This window comes from uncultured Tateyamaria sp. (assembly GCF_947503045.1).
In the GTDB taxonomy this organism is placed as follows: domain Bacteria; phylum Pseudomonadota; class Alphaproteobacteria; order Rhodobacterales; family Rhodobacteraceae; genus Tateyamaria.
On the sequence record NZ_CANNCF010000001.1, the window covers coordinates 432,022 to 448,946 of the forward strand.

The following is a 16,925-nucleotide window of genomic DNA, read 5'->3' on the forward strand; positions in this document are numbered from 1 at the left end:
TATGCAACGCGAAACAGGGTAGCCCACCACGAGCCGGTCTATGGTGAAAGACTAGAGGCTGCGATGGAAGCTATTGACTTCATACGAGATACGCTGGGAGCCAACCGCGAGGACGATGATACCACCTTCAAGAAATTATCTAGAATTCAGTACCTTAGACTAAGAATGGATTACGAAACGTTTTGCGAAGCTTGGCGGACACTTACAAAACCCGTCTCATAGTAAATGGATCTATAGCGCTGAGCCTTTTCTGTCTTCACCCTTGACCCCACCCCAAACCCCTAATACACGCACCCATCGGCAGCGCCCCGGATTCGTCCGGGGCTTTGTCTTTGGCCGTAAGGCGGACGTGTCGTCCGCCCCACGCCGCACCATCTCGGGCACCTACGGGGGCCTATAACCAGAGCGGTCCACGGGCCGCAGACAGCAAAACGGAAGACAGCAATCATGGCACTCAAGTCGTATAAGCCGACGACGCCGGGCCAGCGTGGGCTGGTACTGATCGACCGTTCGGAGCTTTGGAAAGGCCGCCCGGTCAAATCCCTTACACAGGGTTTGACCAAGTCTGGCGGACGGAACAACACCGGACGGATCACGATGCGCCGCACAGGCGGGGGCGCGAAACGCCTCTATCGGATCGTCGATTTCAAGCGGAATAAAATGGATGTTTCGGCAGTCGTCGAACGCATCGAATATGACCCCAACCGGACTGCGTTCATCGCGCTGGTGCGTTACACGGACGGCGAGCAGGCCTATATCCTGGCCCCCCAACGTCTGGCGATCGGGGATCAGGTGATCGCATCGGCCAAGGCCGACATCAAGCCCGGCAACGCAATGCCTTTCTCCGGCATGCCCATCGGCACGATCATCCACAACATCGAACTGAAGCCCGGCAAGGGTGGTCAGATCGCGCGCGCCGCCGGCACATATGCCCAGTTCGTGGGCCGCGATGGGGGCTACGCCCAGATCCGCCTCAGCTCGGGTGAGCTGCGTCTGGTCCGTCAGGAATGCATGGCCACCGTTGGTGCCGTGTCCAACCCCGACAACTCCAACCAGAACTACGGTAAAGCGGGCCGCATGCGTCACAAGGGCATCCGCCCCAGTGTTCGTGGTGTCGTGATGAACCCCATCGACCACCCCCATGGTGGTGGTGAGGGCCGTACTTCGGGTGGTCGTCACCCTGTGTCCCCATGGGGCAAGCCCACCAAAGGTGCCCGTACCCGCAACAAGAACAAAGCGTCGCAAAAGCTGATCGTCCGCTCGCGTCACGCCAAGAAGAAAGGACGCTGATAGATGTCTCGTTCTGTTTGGAAAGGCCCTTTTGTCGACTCTTATGTGTTGAAAAAGGCCGAAGCGGCCCGTGAATCGGGTCGCAATGAAGTCATCAAGATCTGGTCCCGTCGGTCCACCATTCTGCCCCAGTTCGTGGGTCTGACCTTTGGTGTGTACAACGGCCAGAAGCATATTCCCGTGAACGTGTCCGAAGAGATGATCGGCCAGAAGTTCGGTGAATATTCGCCCACGCGGACCTATTACGGTCACGCCGCTGACAAGAAGGCGAAACGCAAATGAGCAAGGATAAGAACCCGCGCCGCGTGGCGGACAATGAAGCGATGGCGAAGACCCGCATGCTGCGTACCTCTCCGCAAAAGCTGAACCTGGTTGCCCAGATGATCCGCGGCAAGAAGGTGGACAAGGCGTTGACCGACCTCACCTTCAGCAAAAAGCGCATCGCGCAGGACGTCAAGAAGTGCCTGCAGTCGGCCATCGCCAATGCTGAAAACAACCATAACCTGGATGTCGACGAGCTGATCGTCGCCGAAGCCTGGGTTGGCAAGAACCTGACCATGAAACGTGGCCGCCCCCGGGCGCGCGGTCGTTTCGGCAAGATCATGAAGCCCTTCGCGGAAATCACGATCAAGGTGCGTCAGGTAGAGGAGCAAGCCTAATGGGAAATAAAGTTAATCCGATTGGCATGCGCCTGCAGGTGAACCGTACATGGGACAGCCGCTGGTATGCCGACACCAAGGATTACGGGAACCTTCTGCTGGAAGACCTGAAAATCCGTGATTTCATCAAGGAAGAGTGCAAGCAGGCCGGTGTGGCCCGTGTGATCATCGAACGCCCTCACAAGAAGTGCCGCGTCACGATCCACACAGCCCGCCCCGGTGTCATCATCGGCAAGAAAGGTGCGGACATCGAAGGTCTGCGCAAGAAGCTGGCGAACCTGACGGATTCCGAACTGCACCTCAACATCGTTGAGGTCCGCAAGCCGGAGCTGGACGCTGCGTTGGTTGGTGAGTCCATTGCACAACAGCTGGAGCGACGGGTGTCTTTCCGCCGTGCCATGAAACGTGCCGTGCAAAACGCCATGCGTATGGGTGCCCTCGGCATTCGTGTGAACGTCGCGGGCCGCCTTGGCGGTGCCGAGATTGCGCGGACCGAATGGTATCGTGAGGGCCGTGTGCCTCTCCATACCCTGCGTGCCGATATCGATTACGCCCATGTCGAAGCGACAACGGCCTACGGTATCATCGGGATCAAGACCTGGATCTTCAAAGGTGAGATTATGGAACACGATCCGCAGGCGCGTGACCGCAAGGCACAAGAACTCCAAGACGGCCCAGCACCTCGCGGTGCCGGCGGTCGTCGCTGATAGGAGGGCATAAGGATGCTTCAACCAAAGCGCACCAAGTTCCGTAAGCAGTTCAAGGGCTCGATCAAGGGTCTCGCCAAAGGCGGGTCCGATCTGAACTTTGGCACTTACGGTCTCAAAGCGATCGAACCCGAGCGGATCACCGCCCGTCAGATCGAAGCCGCCCGTCGGGCCATGACGCGTCACATGAAACGTCAGGGCCGTGTCTGGATCCGTATCTTTCCGGATGTGCCGATTTCGGCCAAGCCGATTGAGGTCCGGATGGGTAAAGGTAAAGGCTCGGTCGACCGTTGGGCGGCCAAGGTCAAACCCGGCCGCGTGATGTTCGAGATCGACGGCGTGAATGATGACATCGCCCGCGAGGCCCTGCGTCTTGCAGCGATGAAACTGCCGATCAAGACACGGGTGGTCGTTCGCGAGGACTGGTAAGTCTTCTCTGAGTGCGCGGCACGGTATTTGCGTAGCAAATGCACGAGAGCGGCACCCGGTGGAGATTGAACGCTGTCTTTGACAAGGACTGGTGAGCGGTGGGGTGAAACCCCACCCTACGGTGAGAATTGAAGCCCCCGGCGTGAGAGCGTCGGGGGTTTATTTTACTCCGGAATATTTCTGTAGATTGAAAATAGAACTGCTGGTTTTTCTTGCGTGCTTACTCCGAAAGCTTTAGCTGCGGAGCTAGGAGCTTCATTCATCTTTCTATAGCGAGGAATGTGTATGGAGTTCTGGACCACCCTTAGAAATGCTGAATTGAAGCTGTTTGGAATGTCAGGCAAAGGCTTTGGCGCCGTTTTGCTGGCGGTTATTGTGCTCTTTGGTCTTTATCTCAGTGGTCACGGTGATTTTCTGGTATCGCTTGTTGACGCAATGTCTGAAGACAAGCGCCGCGACTAAGTTGTGTCCCCAGCCGGGCGCCAAGCCCGGCCAGCGCCCGACCGACCTCCCCCCGGAGGGCGGGCGCTATGTCGATACCTGCGCTGAACGGTTACGCTGTGCTTGACGGCCATGGAACGCTCAGATCAACAGCCCTCCAGATCGGTCGGGCGCTGGCCTATCCGACAGGTTGAGGCTTGGCAGCATGCGGAACTCTGACCAAATCCAAGATGTATTTGGCTGCCATAAAGAGCTTTAGCAGTATTGGCGGATCGACACGCCGCGGCCTGTCGATGGCGGGGCTTGGCGCTCTGAAGCATCGGGAGCGGCTTAACAGTAGCTATTGCCCCACACATCGCTAGGCTGAACCTGCACCCCGGAGAGCGAGGCCACCCCATGAAACACGTCCCCAAACCCACCACTGACGAAGATCTGATCCAAGAGTTCCTCAACAAGGGCGGCGAGGTCAAGAAGGGCAAGACCAAGCCGATGCCGGATGGGTTGGGGCTGTCCAACAATCAATGGGGCAACAAACTGACCAAAGAGGAAAAGGCGGCCAAGAAGGCCGCTGAGGCGGCGGCAGAGACGAACAAGAAGGCGAAGAAAGTCGAGAAATAGCGCGTCCGGCAGCGCTCAGAACTGCTCGACATAGACGCCGATGGCAGCTTCCAACTCACGCTCTTCATAGCCGAAATGGCTTTGGATCGCGCGGTGCAGGGCGGCAAAGACTGCGCGGGTTTCGGCGAACCCCTCGGCATCGGGTGACCGGGTCAGCCGCGCCGAACACGCCGCCAGCCGATCCAGCAATTCATGCACCACTTTATGTTCCTCGCGCAGCCGCGCGATGAGGGCCGCAAAGGGCGTGGCCTTGCCCTCGATCTCGGGGAACATGTGCTGTTCCTCGATATTGTGGTGCATCGTCAGCATCTGGCAGCCTTGCCCGCACAGGTTGCCGAAGGCCGCAAAGTTCTGCGCCATGTCGGAGGCCAGAACGATCTGCGCGAGATGGGCGGGGGGCGCAACTCCGGCCTCGATCCGGTCAATCACGGCCGCCAGTCGCGCCATGTCCTGCAGATAGTGGGCGTGGATCGACGCCAGTTGCCGCCCCTTGGCGCGCTGTGCGCCGGTTGCGTTGGGCAGGGCAGGGGCGTGGGGGCGCGTGCCCGCCTCGACCGACAAGTTCTCAAGCGGGACTGCGCTCAGGTCGCTATTCCCAGCCATAGTTGAATGACACCGACAGGCGGTCGTCCTCGCTCATGTTCATCGGCACCTCGTGGCGCAGCCAGCTTTCCCACAACAGCACATCGCCGACGGAAGGACGGGCGTAGTGGAAGGTCTGTAGGTCTGTGGCGGCGTCTTTCAGCCGGGGCGGGGCGGCCATCATCATGGCCAGCCGCGGGTCTTCGAGTTTGAGCGCATTGGTGCCTTCGGGCAGGGCCACGTAGGTGGTGCCGGAGATCACCGAGTGGGGGTGGATGTGGCCGGTGTGGATGCCGCCCTCGGGCAGGATGTTGATCCAGATGCTGTCGAGTTTCAGCGCCTTGTCGCCAAGGTCAAAGGCGAGGTCGCGCGCAAAGGCGGCGACATGGGCGTCGAGCGCCTTGACGACGTCGCCAAAGATCGGAAAGCGCCAGGGCAGGTCGGCGAGCGAGGCATAAGAGGTATAGCCCGGAAAGCCCTGTTCCTCGCACCATTCCTGCCCGGCCTCGTCGTCTTCGGCGATGGCATAGCAGGAGGCTTCGAGCTCGTCCGGGTTGATGTGTGGATCAAAGGCGGAGAGCGGGGCGTGATAGAGGCGGGTGGCAAAGAGAGAGGTGATGTTCATGTCGTGTTGATAACCGAGCGATACGCGAATGGCGATATTGTTTCAATGCGCTGAAGGTCCCGTCGGCCGCTGTGGCTTTGGACCGCTGTTATCAGGCCATATACCGCAAACATTATCACGATATCCCAAGGAAAACCGTGCACTTGGCCAGCATCCGCTGTTCCCGGTGCCGGGGCGGGGGTTCCCAATTGACCACGCAATTGCCCCGTAGAAGTTCATCGAGATGGCGATTGACCCGATGGTAACTTTGAACCATTAAAAATTATGTCAAAAAAAGAACACATTGACAGGGCATCCATAGAGGCTGTCGCAATTTACTTTGTTGAAGTTCAACCGTTTCAGGATGCAAAAAAATGAAAACCAAATTTCTCGCGGCCGTCGCCGCCGCTGTGATCGCCACTGCAAGTTCCGCAAATGCAGCGTCTTTTACATTTAACTACACCGCCAGCTTTGGCACAGCGTTCGGCACGTTCGATGGTGACCTGACTGGAGATATCATCTCGAACATGACCAATTTCGTTGTCGAACTTTCGACGCAACCCGGTGTCCAGAACACAGGAAACCAAGCGCTGACCAATTCAAGAACATGGTCGCTTTCAGGTCTTGTCGCAGACTTCAGAACTCAAAATCCGGTTCCAGCAGGCTTTGGCGTTCTGGGAGGGGAGGTCTTTTTCGGCGATCCCACCATTGTGAGCGAAGTCTATGACCCTTCTGCGGCAAACGTCCAATTGGTTGGTGCCGTGCCACTGCCGGCGAGCGGGTTCTTGTTGCTCGGCGTCTTTGGCGGGATCGCCGCATTCGGACGTCGCAAGACAGCCGCCTGAACAGACGCATTGAATTTGGATGAGGGCCCGCCGATGCACGGGCCCTTGCCGTTTTTTGTGATGCGTCTGGAATGCGCCCAGTGACGACGTTCCCGAGTGGTAAGGAATAAGGCTTGCCATACCCGCGCACCCCCCCTATACGGCGCACTTCACCACCCACTCCACGGGAATCAGGGTGACGCATATGCTGCGGCCCTCTCGTGATGTTGAAAGGATATGGCGCATGAACGCCCAAGAACTTCGGGACAAGACCCCCGACCAGCTTCGCGATGATCTCGCAAACCTGAAAAAAGAAGCCTTCAACCTGCGTTTCCAGCAGGCCACAGGGTCGATCGAGAACCCGGCGCGTCTGCGCTCGGTCCGTCGTGATGCCGCGCGCGTCAAGACGATCCTCAATGAAAAAGCCAAGTCGGCAGCGGAATAAGGAGCCTTTAGATGCCCAAGCGTATTTTGACCGGCACCGTGACATCCGATGCCAACGCCCAGACAGTGACCGTTTCCGTGGAACGCCGTTTCACGCACCCGGTTCTGAAAAAGACCATTCGTAAGTCCAAGAAGTACCGGGCGCACGATGAAAAGAATGCCTTCAAGGTTGGTGACTCCGTTCGCATCATCGAATGCGCGCCAAAATCGAAGACAAAACGCTGGGAGGTGCTGGAAGCGTAAGTTTCCGGCATTTGCCACATTAATCGAAACCCTGGGGATCAGGCACGCATCGCCCCCCAAAGGTCGGGAGAAACCAAATGATCCAGATGCAAACCAACCTGGATGTTGCTGACAACTCCGGCGCTCGCCGAGTTCAGTGCATCAAGGTCCTGGGTGGTTCCAAGCGTAAATACGCATCCGTCGGCGACGTCATCGTCGTGTCGGTCAAGGAAGCCATCCCACGCGGCCGCGTAAAGAAAGGTGACGTCCGCAAAGCCGTCGTCGTGCGCACCGCCAAGGAAGTTCGTCGTGACGATGGCACAGCCATCCGTTTTGACCGCAACGCCGCAGTCATCCTGAACAACGCAAACGAGCCCGTGGGGACACGGATCTTTGGCCCCGTTGTTCGCGAACTGCGCGCCAAGAACTTCATGAAGATTATCTCGCTTGCTCCGGAGGTGCTCTGATGGCTGCGAAACTGAAAAAAGGCGATAAGGTCGTCATGCTGGCCGGCAAGGACAAGGGCAAAGAGGGCACGATTTCCTCGATTGACCCGAAATCCAACAAGGCCGTGATCGATGGCATCAACATCGCCATCCGCGCCACACGCCAGACCCAGGATAGCCAGGGCGGCCGCATCCCCAAAGCGATGCCCGTTGACCTGTCCAACTGCGCGCTGCTCGACTCCAACGGCAAACCCACCCGCGTGGGTTTCAAGATGGACGGCGACAAGAAAGTGCGCTTTGCCAAGACAACAGGGGACGTGATCTGATGCTTGACACTGCAAACTACACCCCCCGCCTCAAGGCTGTGTTCAAGGACACGATCAAGGCCGCGATGAAAGAAGAGTTCGGTTACAAGAACGACATGCAGATCCCGCGTCTGGATAAGATTGTCCTGAACATTGGCTGCGGTGCCGAAGCTGTTCGTGACAGTAAGAAAGCCAAATCGGCACAGGAAGATCTGACGGCCATCGCCGGTCAGAAGGCCCTGACCACCACGGCCAAGAAATCCATCGCCGGTTTCCGCGTTCGCGAAGACATGCCACTGGGTGCCAAGGTGACGCTGCGCGGCGACCGGATGTACGAATTCCTCGACCGTCTGATCACCATCGCGATGCCGCGCGTCCGTGACTTCCGCGGCGTGTCCGGCAAGTCCTTTGACGGCCGTGGCAACTATGCCATGGGTCTCAAAGAGCACATCGTTTTCCCCGAGATCGACTTCGACAAGGTCGACGAGACCTGGGGGATGGACATCGTGATCGCGACCACAGCCCAAACCGATGCCGAAGCAAAATCTTTGCTCAAGCATTTCAACATGCCCTTCAACTCGTAAGCGCAGGAGAGACTAGATATGGCTAAAAAATCCATGATCGCGCGGGAAGTGAAGCGCGAAAAGCTGGTGAAGAAGTACGCCGCCAAGCGTGCTGAGCTGAAAGCAATCATCAGTGACGAAACCAAACCGATGGAAGACCGTTTCCGCGCGTCCCTGAAGCTGGCCAAACTGCCACGCAACAGCTCCGCCACACGTCTTCACAATCGTTGCCAACTGACCGGTCGTCCGCATGCGTATTATCGCAAGCTGAAAATCAGCCGGATCGCGCTGCGGGAACTCGGCTCTGCCGGGCAAATCCCCGGCATGGTCAAGTCAAGCTGGTAAGGGAGAGAGAGTTATGACCGATCCTATCGCAGATATGCTCACCCGCATCCGCAACAGCCAGATGCGCGGCAAATCCGTGGTCTCGACCCCTGCGTCGAAACTGCGTGTCCGCGTTCTCGAAGTGCTTGCGGACGAAGGTTACATCCGTGGTTTCGAAGAAATCAAAGGTGAAGATGGCCACCCCGCCATCGAGATCAGCCTGAAATACTACGAAGGCGAACCTGTTATTCGCGAATTGAAGCGGGTCTCCAAACCCGGTCGTCGCGTTTACATGGGCGTCAATGACATCCCGTCGGTCCGTCAGGGCCTGGGTGTGTCGATTGTCTCCACCTCCAAAGGTGTGATGTCGGATGCAAATGCACGCAGCCAGAATGTTGGCGGCGAAGTGCTCTGCACGATCTTCTAAGGAGAAGCAGATGTCTCGTATTGGTAAAAAACCGGTCGATCTGCCCTCGGGTGTTTCCGCATCCGTCTCTGGTCAGCAGATCGAAGTCAAGGGCCCCAAGGGCACCCGTTCGTTCAAGGCAACGGATGATGTGACCCTGTCGGTTGAAGACAACGCCGTCACCGTGATGCCTCGTGGCAAGTCCAAGCGCGCGCGCCAGCAGTGGGGCATGAGCCGCACCATGGTCGCAAACCTGGTCACAGGCGTGACAGACGGGTTCAAGAAAGAGCTGGAAATCCAGGGTGTTGGTTATCGTGCCAGCATGCAGGGCAACACGCTGAAACTGAACCTCGGCCTGTCGCACGACGTCGATTATACACCGCCCGCCGGTGTGACCGTGACAGCCCCCAAGCAGACCGAAATCATCGTCGAGGGTATCGACGAGCAATTGGTCGGCCAAGTGGCTGCAAACATCCGCGAGTGGCGCAAGCCCGAGCCCTACAAGGGCAAAGGCATCCGCTATAAAGGCGAATTCATCTTCCGTAAGGAAGGCAAGAAGAAGTAAGGACCAGGAACATGGCAAACACAAAACGACAGCTGTTCCTCAAGCGCCGTATGCGCGTCCGGAACAAACTTCGCCGCGTCAACGCAGGGCGTCCCCGCCTGAGCGTGCACCGCTCGTCCAAGAACATCAGCGTTCAGCTGATCGACGATGTGAATGGCGTGACATTGGCCGCGGCCTCGACCCTCGAAAAGGGTCTGGGCGTTGTGGGCAAGAACAACGTCGAAGCCGCCGCCAAAGTTGGCGCTGCGATCGCGGAACGTGCGAAAAAGGCCGGTGTGACCGAAGCCTATTTCGATCGTGGCGGTTTCCTCTTTCACGGCAAGGTCAAGGCAGTTGCCGACGCGGCCCGTGAAGGCGGTTTGAAAATATAGGTGGGATGAAATCCCACCCTACGGCGGCGTTGTAGGGTGGGGCTTCGACCCACCATGTATGAAGGCGGTCAGTGGCCGTCTCGATGATCCGGGGGCATATCGCCCACCGCGATTGACCCAAAACGGCGAAAGCCACCTAAGAAAGGCAAGTTCTCATGGCAGAACGTGACAACAACCGCCGCGGCCCACGTCGCGACCGGGATGAAAACCCAGAATTTTCCGACCGCCTGGTCGCGATCAACCGTGTGTCCAAGACCGTCAAGGGTGGTAAGCGCTTTGGCTTTGCCGCGCTCGTCGTTGTTGGCGATCAGAAGGGCCGCGTTGGTTTCGGCAAAGGTAAGGCGAAAGAGGTCCCCGAGGCCATTCGCAAAGCCACCGAGCAAGCCAAGCGTCAGATGATCCGCGTGCAACTGCGCGAAGGCCGCACGCTGCACCACGACATGGAAGGCCGCCACGGCGCCGGTAAGGTTGTGATGCGCACAGCCCCTGAGGGTACCGGGATCATTGCCGGTGGTCCAATGCGTGCCGTTTTCGAAATGCTGGGCGTGAAGGACGTTGTGTCCAAGTCCATCGGCTCGCAAAACCCCTACAACATGATCCGCGCAACCATGGACGGCCTCAAGAAAGAGCAGTCGCCCCGTGGTGTGGCCCAGCGTCGCGGCAAGAAAGTCGCCGACATCCTGCCCAAGCGCGATGAAGCCCCCGCTGCTGAAGCGGCAACTGAGGAGGCCTGAGACCCATGGCAAAAACGATTGTCGTCAAACAAATCGGCTCCCCCATCCGTCGCCCCGCAAAACAGCGTGCGACACTGATCGGTCTGGGCCTGAACAAGATGCACAAGACCCGCGAGCTGGAAGACACACCTTCTGTGCGCGGCATGGTGAATTCGATCAGCCACATGGTCGAGATCATCGAAGAAAAAGGCTGACGTTGTGGCGGGGTGAAACCCCGCCCTACGGATGGTCAAAAAACGCCTCGCGAGAAATCGCGGGGCGTTTTCGTTTATCCCCGCGCTATTCCGCCGCGAAGAACTGTGCTTCCTGCCGCACCGCACGGCCCAGCATGATGGCCATGACGATGGCACCATTCAGGACAAACAGGTAGATCGGGTAGGCCAGCAGGATCCAGTTCACGCCGCCCACGGACAGGATGGCAAACCACGCCGCGATGCAGGATGTGAACCACATCGACAGCGTCTCGGAGTCCGGGTCGCGGTACGCCTTGAGCACCGTCACCGACCCGCCCATCAGCGAAATCGAAATGGTGATCGCCAGCGCGTAGACCGCCGTGTCGGTCAGCGCCCACAGGACAAGTCCGGCGGCAGCCGCGCACAGAATGTAGATGTCGACTTGGTTGAAAAACACGCCCTGACCCTTGCGGATCGACAGGGCCAAAACCGTGATCGTGCCGCCGACCTGAAAGCCTGCAAACCACAGCGACTGCATCGCGCCCTCATAGACCTGCGAGGCCAGCGCGATGCTGCCCAGCACGGACCAGATCAGCCAGGAAGCCCGTTGGGGCCGTGTGCGCCCGGCCAGCATGTCGCGGATATAGGGAAGAAAGGCACAGATGCTCAGCAGGGCGGAAACAAGCCCGAACAGGCGCAAGACATCTGTGCCTTGAAAATGGACGTCGATCAAAAGGGGTACTCCGAAAAAAAAGCCTGTTGGGGGCAGCCTTTGAAAAATTTGCGCCGGTAATCCGGTCCGGCATGCACTGCTTATGAAGGTAGGTTAGCCGCGCATCTCACGTTTGCGCGAGTCTGGAATTCCATACCTCGCGCCCATTGGTCAGTGCTTAATTTCTTTGCAGTTCAACGCTTTGCGCCCTAACCTTGGGGCATGCGCGAGTTGATTTATTACTATTCTGCCCATTCGGCCTTTGCCTATCTCGGCTCTGCCTGCCTGATGGAGATGTGTGCCGCCCACACCCTGACCCTTGTGCATCGCCCGATCCCTCTGTCTCCGGTGGTCGAGGCGCAGGGCAGCCTGCCGTTTCGTGCGCGCACGCAAGGCCACGTGGACTACTTCTTTGGTCGCGAGATCGAACGCTGGGCCGAGTGGCGCGGGGTCGAGGTGGTGCCGTTCCGCCCGACCTTTCACGATGCGGATTACACGCTGGCGAGCGGAATGATCATGGCCCTAGGGGATCGCGGGGAAGCGGTAGATGCAATGGCCCATGCGTTGCTGCAGGCCCATTGGCGCGACGATGCGGACCTGTCGGATGTGGCGACGCTGCGCGCATTCGCTGAAGGGTTGGGCCATGATGCGACAGCCCTGATGGCGCAGGCGCAGTCGGACGAGATAGCGGCGCGCTATGCGCAAAACGCGCAAGACGCGCTGGCCGCTCAGGTGATGGGGTCGCCCACCTATGTGCTCGACGGCGAGGCGTTTTACGGGCAGGACCGGTTGGAGATGCTGGAACGCGCGCTCACGCAACCATTCAAGCCGACGCGTTGGGTCAATCCACCTGTGGATTGAGCGTGGATGTAAGGCGGGGATAACCCCGCCCTACTGTTGTCTGATAGTGCGCGGCTTTACGACGTGTGGTCGTAGGCGCGTTCGCCATGAACGGCCAGGTCCAGCCCTTCCTGTTCGACATCGGCGCTGACCCGCAGCCCCACCAGTGCCTTGCAGATCAGCGCGATGACGATGGTCGCAACAACCGAGAACACACCGACAATCACGAGGCTGCCGGCTTGGGCAACAAAGCTGCCCGCGCCGAACACCGCGATCATTAGCGTGCCAAAGATGCCGCCAACGCCGTGCACCGCAAAGACATCCAGCGTGTCGTCGATGGACAGGGTGTTGCGCACCAGTTTGACCGCTTCCTGACACAGCACACCCGCGACCGCGCCGATGACCAGCGCCTCGACCGGGCCGACAAAGCCCGAGGCCGGTGTGATCGACGCAAGCCCCGCGATTGTGCCGGTGACGATGCCGACGAGCGATGCCTTGCCATATTGGATCCGCTCCCACAGCGCCCAGGTGAGCGAGGCGGTGGCTGCCGAAATATGCGTGACGGTCAGCGCCATTGCGGCGCCGCCATCTGCGGCCAGTTGCGAACCCCCGTTAAAGCCGAACCAGCCGACCCACAAAAGGGCGGCACCGATCATCACGTAACCGGGGTTGTGGGGGGGCTTGGTCGCGTCCTTGCGTGGCCCGAGCATCACCGCCAGCACAAGCGCGGCAATGCCTGCGGTCTCGTGAACGACCACACCGCCTGCAAAATCCTTGAGGCCCGTGTCGCCAAAGATGCCGCCATCCGCGAGAAAGCCGCCGCCCCAGACCCAGTGGACCACCGGCGCATAGCAGAGCAGCATCCAAAGGCTTGAGAACAAAAGTACAAAGCCAAAGCTGACCCGTTCTACATAGGCCCCCACGATCAGCGCGGGGGTGATGATCGCAAAGGTCATCTGAAAGGCAAAGAATAGGATTTCGGGCAGGGTCCCGGCCAATGTGTCGGCATCGACCCCGTTCAGGAACATCTTGCCCAAGCCGCCCCAGACCCCCGAGGTGCCAGGCCCAAAGGCAATCGAATAGCCCGCAACCAGCCAAAGTACGCTCATCAGGCATGCGATCGCATAACAATGCATGAAAACGCTCAGCACATTGCGCGACCGCACCAGCCCGCCATAAAAAAGCGCAAGCCCCGGCAATGTCATCAACAGCACAAGCGCGGTTGCGACAATAATCCAAGCTGTGTCCGCTCCAACCATTCTAAGTTCCTCCCCGAAATTATCTTGCGGCCACAAACCGGGCTTGGGCTGCAAGAAAAAGAGGCAACTGGATTGAGGGGCGCTATAAATTGCGGCAAACGGGAAAAGATGAAAAAATAGGCAAATCTGCACCTGTATCGGGCTAAAAATGTGCGGTTTGTGGATTTGGGTACAGGCGGGGTCTGACGTCGTTCATCTGGACACGCCGGGCGAGCCCTCGGGGTTGGGCGTGCAGGTTGACTCAATGGAGAGATGAGGATGCTCTGCGCGCATGGGGGCACACTTCGCGGTCAGGCGCTGCCCTTGGGCCATGGCCGAACTGATCCCTTGATCCCGCACCACACCCCGTCTATACGCCCCCGGTGGCGCCTTGAGCCCCACAGAATCAAAACCAAAGACACGCCGCGTTCACCCATTCCGCTTCGGGGGTGCTTCCGGCTTAGGAGAAGCGACATGAAACTCAATGAACTGCGCGACAATCCCGGCGCAACCAAACCTCGCAAACGCGTGGGCCGTGGCCCCGGCTCCGGCACCGGTAAGATGGGTGGCCGTGGTATCAAGGGTCAGAAATCCCGTTCGGGTGTGGCCATCAATGGTTACGAAGGCGGCCAAATGCCTTTGTACCAACGTCTGCCCAAGCGCGGCTTTAACAAGCCAAACCGCAAGGCATTCGCCGTCGTCAACCTCGGTCTGATCCAGAAATTCATCGATCTGGGCAAGCTGGATGCGAAATCCGCCATCACCGAAGACGCGCTGGTCGCGTCCGGTCTGGTCCGCCGCAAGCTGGACGGTGTCCGGGTTCTGGCCAAGGGCGAGATCACAAGCAAAGTTGATCTGCAGGTGACCGGCGCGTCCAAATCCGCTGTCGAAGCGGTCGAAAAAGCCGGTGGCAAACTGGCCGTTGCAGCCGCAGCCGCCGAGTAAGCCGGATTGACGCCTTGTGAGCCGCGTCCGCGCGGCTTACATAAGGCCTCAAGTTTTCTATAGCGCCGCCCGCAGGTATACGACCCGTCGTGGTCATCGTGTGCGGTGTTTTGTTCAAAGGACATCGCCCGCATGGTATCTGCCGTCGAGAACATGGCCGCCAACACGAGCTGGAGCGCTCTGGGCAAGGCCACTGACCTGCGCAACCGCATCCTGTTCACCCTTGGCCTGCTGATCGTCTATCGCCTTGGCACCTTTATCCCTGTGCCGGGCATCGATGGCGCTGCCTTGCGCACGTTCATGGAGGACGCGGGGCAGGGCATCGGCGGCATGGTGTCGATGTTCACCGGTGGTGCGCTGGGTCGGATGGGCATCTTTGCCCTCGGGATCATGCCTTATATCTCTGCCTCGATCATCGTGCAGCTTCTGACCTCGATGGTGCCCCAGCTTGAGCAACTCAAGAAAGAGGGCGAGCAGGGCCGCAAGAAGATCAACCAATACACTCGCTACGGCACCGTGGCGTTGGCCACATTGCAAGCCTATGGCCTTGCCGTATCGCTGGAATCCGGTGACCTTGTGACCGATCCGGGCCTGTTTTTCCGGGTCTCGTGCCTGATCACCCTTGTGGGTGGCACGATGTTCCTGATGTGGCTGGGTGAGCAGATCACCGCGCGCGGCATCGGCAACGGCATCTCGCTGATCATCTTTGTCGGCATCATCGCCGAAGTGCCTGCGGCCATCGCCCAGTTCTTTGCTTCTGGCCGGTCCGGTGCGATCAGCCCTGCGGTGATCATCGGCGTGCTGGTTATGGTGGTTGTGACCATCATGTTCGTGGTGTTCATGGAACGCGCCTTGCGCAAGATCCATATCCAGTACCCCCGCCGTCAGGTGGGCATGAAGGTCTATGATGGCGGGTCTTCCAACCTGCCGGTCAAGGTGAACCCCGCAGGCGTGATCCCGGCGATCTTTGCCTCGTCGCTGCTGTTGCTGCCGATCACCATCAGCACGTTCTCGGGCAACTCGACCAACCCGATCATGAGCTGGCTCTTGGCCAACTTTGGCCCCGGGCAGCCGCTGTATCTCGCGTTCTTTGTGCTGATGATCGTGTTCTTTGCCTATTTCTACACGTTCAATGTCAGCTTCAAACCCGATGACGTGGCTGACAATCTCAAGAACCAGAATGGCTTTGTCCCCGGCATCCGGCCCGGCAAGAAGACGGCGGAATACCTCGAATACGTGGTCAACCGCGTGCTGGTCCTCGGTTCGGGCTATCTGGCGCTTGTCTGTCTGCTGCCCGAAATTCTGCGCGGCCAGTTCGCCATTCCGTTTTACTTTGGCGGTACATCCGTGCTGATTGTTGTCTCTGTAACGATGGATACGATCCAGCAGGTGCAAAGCCATCTGCTTGCGCATCAGTACGAAGGTCTGATCGAGAAATCACAGCTGCGCGGCAAAGGCTCCAAGGGCCGCCGCAAACGGAGCCCTGTGCGCCGCTAAGGCCTCACAGGGAGGGGGACAAGAATGAACATTATCCTGCTGGGCCCGCCAGGTGCGGGCAAAGGAACACAAGCGCGTTTTCTCGTGGAAGAGCGTGGCATGGTGCAGCTGAGCACCGGTGACATGCTGCGCGCGGCCAAGGACTCGGGCTCTGAGATGGGCAAGATCGTGGCTGACGTGATGGCGCGCGGCGCTTTGGTCACGGACGAGATCGTGATTGGCCTGATCCGCGAACAGCTGGAAACGGTCAAGGCCAACGGATTTATCTTTGACGGCTTTCCCCGCACGCTGGCGCAGGCTGATGCGCTGAACGATCTGTTGACCGAAGAGGGCGAGACCCTGGACGCGGTGATCGAGATGGAAGTGGATGACGAGGCACTGGTGGCCCGCATCACGGCCCGGTCGACCTGCGGCGCCTGCGGTGAGGTCTATAACGATCTGACCAAGCCGATCCCGGCAGATGGCAAATGCAGCAACTGCGGCAAGGAAAACGACTTCAAACGCCGCGCGGATGACAACGAAGAGTCCCTGCGCACACGCCTGATGGAATACTACAAAAAGACCTCTCCGCTGATCGGCTATTACTATGCCAAGGGACAGTTGACGAAGGTCGATGGGCTGGGCGAAATCGGCGACGTTAAGGCGGCGATCGCGGGTGTGCTTGGTTAGCAGTTCCGCCAAACGCCTTTCCTTGGCGGGTCCGGTATTGCTGGCTGTGGTGTGTGGATTTGTGTGGTTGAGCACACCGATAGAATTCCACCCTTGTACCGTCGATCAAGATGGTAAAGTCATTATTGACGAGCACACAAACTCGCCTGTGTGTCTGTAGGGGTGAGAAGGGGTTGACGCCCCCTTTTTCTAGGCCTATCTCACGCCATCTCTGACGAGAATCAAATGGTTGGAACGCGTCCGACCAGATCACCTGATCAGCTGCAAGCCCGGGGGCAAAATCCTTGGGCTTTATGTTGTGAAAAAAGGGCCCGGAA

General features: G+C 58.8%; 27 protein-coding genes. 23 read left to right on the top strand and 4 right to left on the bottom strand.

Annotation, left to right across the window (positions count from 1 at the left end):
• The first annotated feature begins 447 nt into the window (after positions 1-447).
• The 7 genes from rplB (at position 448) to Q1A89_RS02285 (ending at position 4,144) form a co-directional block, all read left to right on the top strand.
• Entirely contained in the window at positions 448-1,290 is an 843-nt protein-coding gene (rplB, locus tag Q1A89_RS02255; RefSeq protein WP_299723127.1) for a 50S ribosomal protein L2, read from the top strand.
• Positions 1,291-1,293: 3 nt separating this feature from the next.
• Complete coding sequence (rpsS, locus tag Q1A89_RS02260) at positions 1,294-1,572, top strand: 30S ribosomal protein S19 (protein ID WP_076628866.1); 279 nt, start codon at positions 1,294-1,296, stop codon at positions 1,570-1,572.
• A complete protein-coding gene (rplV, locus tag Q1A89_RS02265; protein ID WP_299210808.1) occupies positions 1,569-1,949 on the top strand; it encodes a 50S ribosomal protein L22 in 381 nt (126 codons plus the stop codon). The genes rpsS and rplV overlap by 4 nt, the downstream gene beginning before the upstream one ends.
• Entirely contained in the window at positions 1,949-2,656 is a 708-nt protein-coding gene (gene rpsC, locus Q1A89_RS02270; protein ID WP_299723139.1) for a 30S ribosomal protein S3, read from the top strand. The genes rplV and rpsC overlap by 1 nt, the downstream gene beginning before the upstream one ends.
• Positions 2,657-2,671: 15 nt before the next feature.
• Positions 2,672-3,085 carry a 50S ribosomal protein L16 gene (rplP, locus tag Q1A89_RS02275; protein WP_108838854.1) on the top strand — a complete coding sequence of 138 codons (414 nt, stop codon included), beginning with the start codon at positions 2,672-2,674 and terminating at the stop codon, positions 3,083-3,085.
• 285 nt (positions 3,086-3,370) lie between these two features.
• Positions 3,371-3,547 (top strand): hypothetical protein, encoded by a 177-nt coding sequence (locus Q1A89_RS02280; protein WP_299723149.1) that lies wholly within the window; start codon positions 3,371-3,373, stop codon positions 3,545-3,547.
• 375 nt (positions 3,548-3,922) lie between these two features.
• Positions 3,923-4,144: a hypothetical protein gene (locus tag Q1A89_RS02285; protein WP_299723153.1), complete on the top strand. Its 222-nt coding sequence runs from the start codon at positions 3,923-3,925 to the stop codon at positions 4,142-4,144.
• A gap of 15 nt (positions 4,145-4,159) precedes the next feature.
• Here the strand turns inward: Q1A89_RS02285 and Q1A89_RS02290 are convergent, their stop codons facing one another.
• Positions 4,160-4,747, bottom strand: coding sequence for a hemerythrin domain-containing protein (locus Q1A89_RS02290; protein ID WP_299723156.1), 588 nt, complete (start codon positions 4,745-4,747; stop codon positions 4,160-4,162).
• Positions 4,734-5,351 carry a TIGR02466 family protein gene (locus Q1A89_RS02295; RefSeq protein ID WP_299723159.1) on the bottom strand — a complete coding sequence of 206 codons (618 nt, stop codon included), beginning with the start codon at positions 5,349-5,351 and terminating at the stop codon, positions 4,734-4,736. Before Q1A89_RS02295 ends, Q1A89_RS02290 begins: the two co-directional genes overlap by 14 nt.
• Positions 5,352-5,704: 353 nt before the next feature.
• Here Q1A89_RS02295 and Q1A89_RS02300 point away from each other — a divergent pair, with 353 nt between their 5' ends.
• From Q1A89_RS02300 to rpmD, 12 genes are all read left to right on the top strand, one after another.
• Positions 5,705-6,175, top strand: coding sequence for a VPLPA-CTERM sorting domain-containing protein (locus tag Q1A89_RS02300; protein ID WP_299723162.1), 471 nt, complete (start codon positions 5,705-5,707; stop codon positions 6,173-6,175).
• A gap of 223 nt (positions 6,176-6,398) precedes the next feature.
• Positions 6,399-6,599: a 50S ribosomal protein L29 gene (gene rpmC, locus Q1A89_RS02305; RefSeq protein WP_299723165.1), complete on the top strand. Its 201-nt coding sequence runs from the start codon at positions 6,399-6,401 to the stop codon at positions 6,597-6,599.
• A gap of 11 nt (positions 6,600-6,610) precedes the next feature.
• On the top strand, positions 6,611-6,841 hold the full coding sequence (gene rpsQ / locus Q1A89_RS02310) for a 30S ribosomal protein S17 (protein ID WP_024088546.1): 231 nt from the start codon (positions 6,611-6,613) through the stop codon (positions 6,839-6,841).
• A gap of 77 nt (positions 6,842-6,918) precedes the next feature.
• Entirely contained in the window at positions 6,919-7,287 is a 369-nt protein-coding gene (gene rplN / locus Q1A89_RS02315; RefSeq protein ID WP_108838846.1) for a 50S ribosomal protein L14, read from the top strand.
• The gene (gene rplX, locus Q1A89_RS02320) at positions 7,287-7,592 is read left to right on the top strand and encodes a 50S ribosomal protein L24 (RefSeq protein WP_299723175.1); all 306 of its coding nucleotides are present in this window, start codon (positions 7,287-7,289) and stop codon (positions 7,590-7,592) included. The genes rplN and rplX overlap by 1 nt, the downstream gene beginning before the upstream one ends.
• Positions 7,592-8,155 carry a 50S ribosomal protein L5 gene (rplE, locus tag Q1A89_RS02325; RefSeq protein WP_299723178.1) on the top strand — a complete coding sequence of 188 codons (564 nt, stop codon included), beginning with the start codon at positions 7,592-7,594 and terminating at the stop codon, positions 8,153-8,155. Before rplX ends, rplE begins: the two co-directional genes overlap by 1 nt.
• A gap of 18 nt (positions 8,156-8,173) precedes the next feature.
• On the top strand, positions 8,174-8,479 hold the full coding sequence (rpsN, locus tag Q1A89_RS02330) for a 30S ribosomal protein S14 (protein WP_299723181.1): 306 nt from the start codon (positions 8,174-8,176) through the stop codon (positions 8,477-8,479).
• 13 nt (positions 8,480-8,492) lie between these two features.
• Positions 8,493-8,885 (top strand): 30S ribosomal protein S8, encoded by a 393-nt coding sequence (rpsH, locus tag Q1A89_RS02335; protein WP_299723184.1) that lies wholly within the window; start codon positions 8,493-8,495, stop codon positions 8,883-8,885.
• 10 nt (positions 8,886-8,895) lie between these two features.
• Positions 8,896-9,429, top strand: a complete 534-nt coding sequence (rplF, locus tag Q1A89_RS02340) for a 50S ribosomal protein L6 (protein WP_299723187.1) — start codon at positions 8,896-8,898, stop codon at positions 9,427-9,429.
• 11 nt (positions 9,430-9,440) lie between these two features.
• Positions 9,441-9,800, top strand: a complete 360-nt coding sequence (gene rplR / locus Q1A89_RS02345; RefSeq protein ID WP_299723190.1) for a 50S ribosomal protein L18 — start codon at positions 9,441-9,443, stop codon at positions 9,798-9,800.
• A gap of 155 nt (positions 9,801-9,955) precedes the next feature.
• Positions 9,956-10,534 (top strand): 30S ribosomal protein S5, encoded by a 579-nt coding sequence (gene rpsE / locus Q1A89_RS02350; protein WP_299723193.1) that lies wholly within the window; start codon positions 9,956-9,958, stop codon positions 10,532-10,534.
• A gap of 5 nt (positions 10,535-10,539) precedes the next feature.
• On the top strand, positions 10,540-10,728 hold the full coding sequence (gene rpmD / locus Q1A89_RS02355; RefSeq protein WP_013963199.1) for a 50S ribosomal protein L30: 189 nt from the start codon (positions 10,540-10,542) through the stop codon (positions 10,726-10,728).
• Positions 10,729-10,813: 85 nt separating this feature from the next.
• Here rpmD and Q1A89_RS02360 read toward each other — a convergent pair whose 3' ends face one another.
• Entirely contained in the window at positions 10,814-11,440 is a 627-nt protein-coding gene (locus Q1A89_RS02360) for a hypothetical protein (RefSeq protein WP_299723197.1), read from the bottom strand.
• Between the two features lie 201 nt (positions 11,441-11,641).
• Between Q1A89_RS02360 and Q1A89_RS02365 the strand changes: the two genes are divergently transcribed.
• Positions 11,642-12,280, top strand: coding sequence for a DsbA family protein (locus Q1A89_RS02365; RefSeq protein WP_299723200.1), 639 nt, complete (start codon positions 11,642-11,644; stop codon positions 12,278-12,280).
• 56 nt (positions 12,281-12,336) lie between these two features.
• On the opposite strand, the gene Q1A89_RS02370 is transcribed toward Q1A89_RS02365, so the two are convergent.
• A complete protein-coding gene (locus Q1A89_RS02370) occupies positions 12,337-13,518 on the bottom strand; it encodes an ammonium transporter (RefSeq protein ID WP_299723203.1) in 1,182 nt (393 codons plus the stop codon).
• Between the two features lie 453 nt (positions 13,519-13,971).
• On the opposite strand from Q1A89_RS02370, the gene rplO reads away from it, so the two are divergent.
• From rplO to Q1A89_RS02385, 3 genes are all read left to right on the top strand, one after another.
• Positions 13,972-14,442, top strand: coding sequence for a 50S ribosomal protein L15 (rplO, locus tag Q1A89_RS02375; RefSeq protein ID WP_299723206.1), 471 nt, complete (start codon positions 13,972-13,974; stop codon positions 14,440-14,442).
• Between the two features lie 132 nt (positions 14,443-14,574).
• A complete protein-coding gene (secY, locus tag Q1A89_RS02380) occupies positions 14,575-15,939 on the top strand; it encodes a preprotein translocase subunit SecY (RefSeq protein ID WP_299723209.1) in 1,365 nt (454 codons plus the stop codon).
• 24 nt (positions 15,940-15,963) lie between these two features.
• Positions 15,964-16,608: an adenylate kinase gene (locus tag Q1A89_RS02385; RefSeq protein ID WP_299723212.1), complete on the top strand. Its 645-nt coding sequence runs from the start codon at positions 15,964-15,966 to the stop codon at positions 16,606-16,608.
• Positions 16,609-16,925 lie beyond the last annotated feature (317 nt).

Coding starts and splice junctions, on each gene's coding strand:
- rplB (WP_299723127.1), top strand. CDS start 448: ATGGCACTCAAGTCGTATAAGCCGACGACGCCGGGCCAGCGTGGGCTG.
- rpsS (WP_076628866.1), top strand. CDS start 1,294: ATGTCTCGTTCTGTTTGGAAAGGCCCTTTTGTCGACTCTTATGTGTTG.
- rplV (WP_299210808.1), top strand. CDS start 1,569: ATGAGCAAGGATAAGAACCCGCGCCGCGTGGCGGACAATGAAGCGATG.
- rpsC (WP_299723139.1), top strand. CDS start 1,949: ATGGGAAATAAAGTTAATCCGATTGGCATGCGCCTGCAGGTGAACCGT.
- rplP (WP_108838854.1), top strand. CDS start 2,672: ATGCTTCAACCAAAGCGCACCAAGTTCCGTAAGCAGTTCAAGGGCTCG.
- Q1A89_RS02280 (WP_299723149.1), top strand. CDS start 3,371: ATGGAGTTCTGGACCACCCTTAGAAATGCTGAATTGAAGCTGTTTGGA.
- Q1A89_RS02285 (WP_299723153.1), top strand. CDS start 3,923: ATGAAACACGTCCCCAAACCCACCACTGACGAAGATCTGATCCAAGAG.
- Q1A89_RS02290 (WP_299723156.1), bottom strand. CDS start 4,747: ATGGCTGGGAATAGCGACCTGAGCGCAGTCCCGCTTGAGAACTTGTCG.
- Q1A89_RS02295 (WP_299723159.1), bottom strand. CDS start 5,351: ATGAACATCACCTCTCTCTTTGCCACCCGCCTCTATCACGCCCCGCTC.
- Q1A89_RS02300 (WP_299723162.1), top strand. CDS start 5,705: ATGAAAACCAAATTTCTCGCGGCCGTCGCCGCCGCTGTGATCGCCACT.
- rpmC (WP_299723165.1), top strand. CDS start 6,399: ATGAACGCCCAAGAACTTCGGGACAAGACCCCCGACCAGCTTCGCGAT.
- rpsQ (WP_024088546.1), top strand. CDS start 6,611: ATGCCCAAGCGTATTTTGACCGGCACCGTGACATCCGATGCCAACGCC.
- rplN (WP_108838846.1), top strand. CDS start 6,919: ATGATCCAGATGCAAACCAACCTGGATGTTGCTGACAACTCCGGCGCT.
- rplX (WP_299723175.1), top strand. CDS start 7,287: ATGGCTGCGAAACTGAAAAAAGGCGATAAGGTCGTCATGCTGGCCGGC.
- rplE (WP_299723178.1), top strand. CDS start 7,592: ATGCTTGACACTGCAAACTACACCCCCCGCCTCAAGGCTGTGTTCAAG.
- rpsN (WP_299723181.1), top strand. CDS start 8,174: ATGGCTAAAAAATCCATGATCGCGCGGGAAGTGAAGCGCGAAAAGCTG.
- rpsH (WP_299723184.1), top strand. CDS start 8,493: ATGACCGATCCTATCGCAGATATGCTCACCCGCATCCGCAACAGCCAG.
- rplF (WP_299723187.1), top strand. CDS start 8,896: ATGTCTCGTATTGGTAAAAAACCGGTCGATCTGCCCTCGGGTGTTTCC.
- rplR (WP_299723190.1), top strand. CDS start 9,441: ATGGCAAACACAAAACGACAGCTGTTCCTCAAGCGCCGTATGCGCGTC.
- rpsE (WP_299723193.1), top strand. CDS start 9,956: ATGGCAGAACGTGACAACAACCGCCGCGGCCCACGTCGCGACCGGGAT.
- rpmD (WP_013963199.1), top strand. CDS start 10,540: ATGGCAAAAACGATTGTCGTCAAACAAATCGGCTCCCCCATCCGTCGC.
- Q1A89_RS02365 (WP_299723200.1), top strand. CDS start 11,642: ATGCGCGAGTTGATTTATTACTATTCTGCCCATTCGGCCTTTGCCTAT.
- Q1A89_RS02370 (WP_299723203.1), bottom strand. CDS start 13,518: ATGGTTGGAGCGGACACAGCTTGGATTATTGTCGCAACCGCGCTTGTG.
- rplO (WP_299723206.1), top strand. CDS start 13,972: ATGAAACTCAATGAACTGCGCGACAATCCCGGCGCAACCAAACCTCGC.
- secY (WP_299723209.1), top strand. CDS start 14,575: ATGGTATCTGCCGTCGAGAACATGGCCGCCAACACGAGCTGGAGCGCT.
- Q1A89_RS02385 (WP_299723212.1), top strand. CDS start 15,964: ATGAACATTATCCTGCTGGGCCCGCCAGGTGCGGGCAAAGGAACACAA.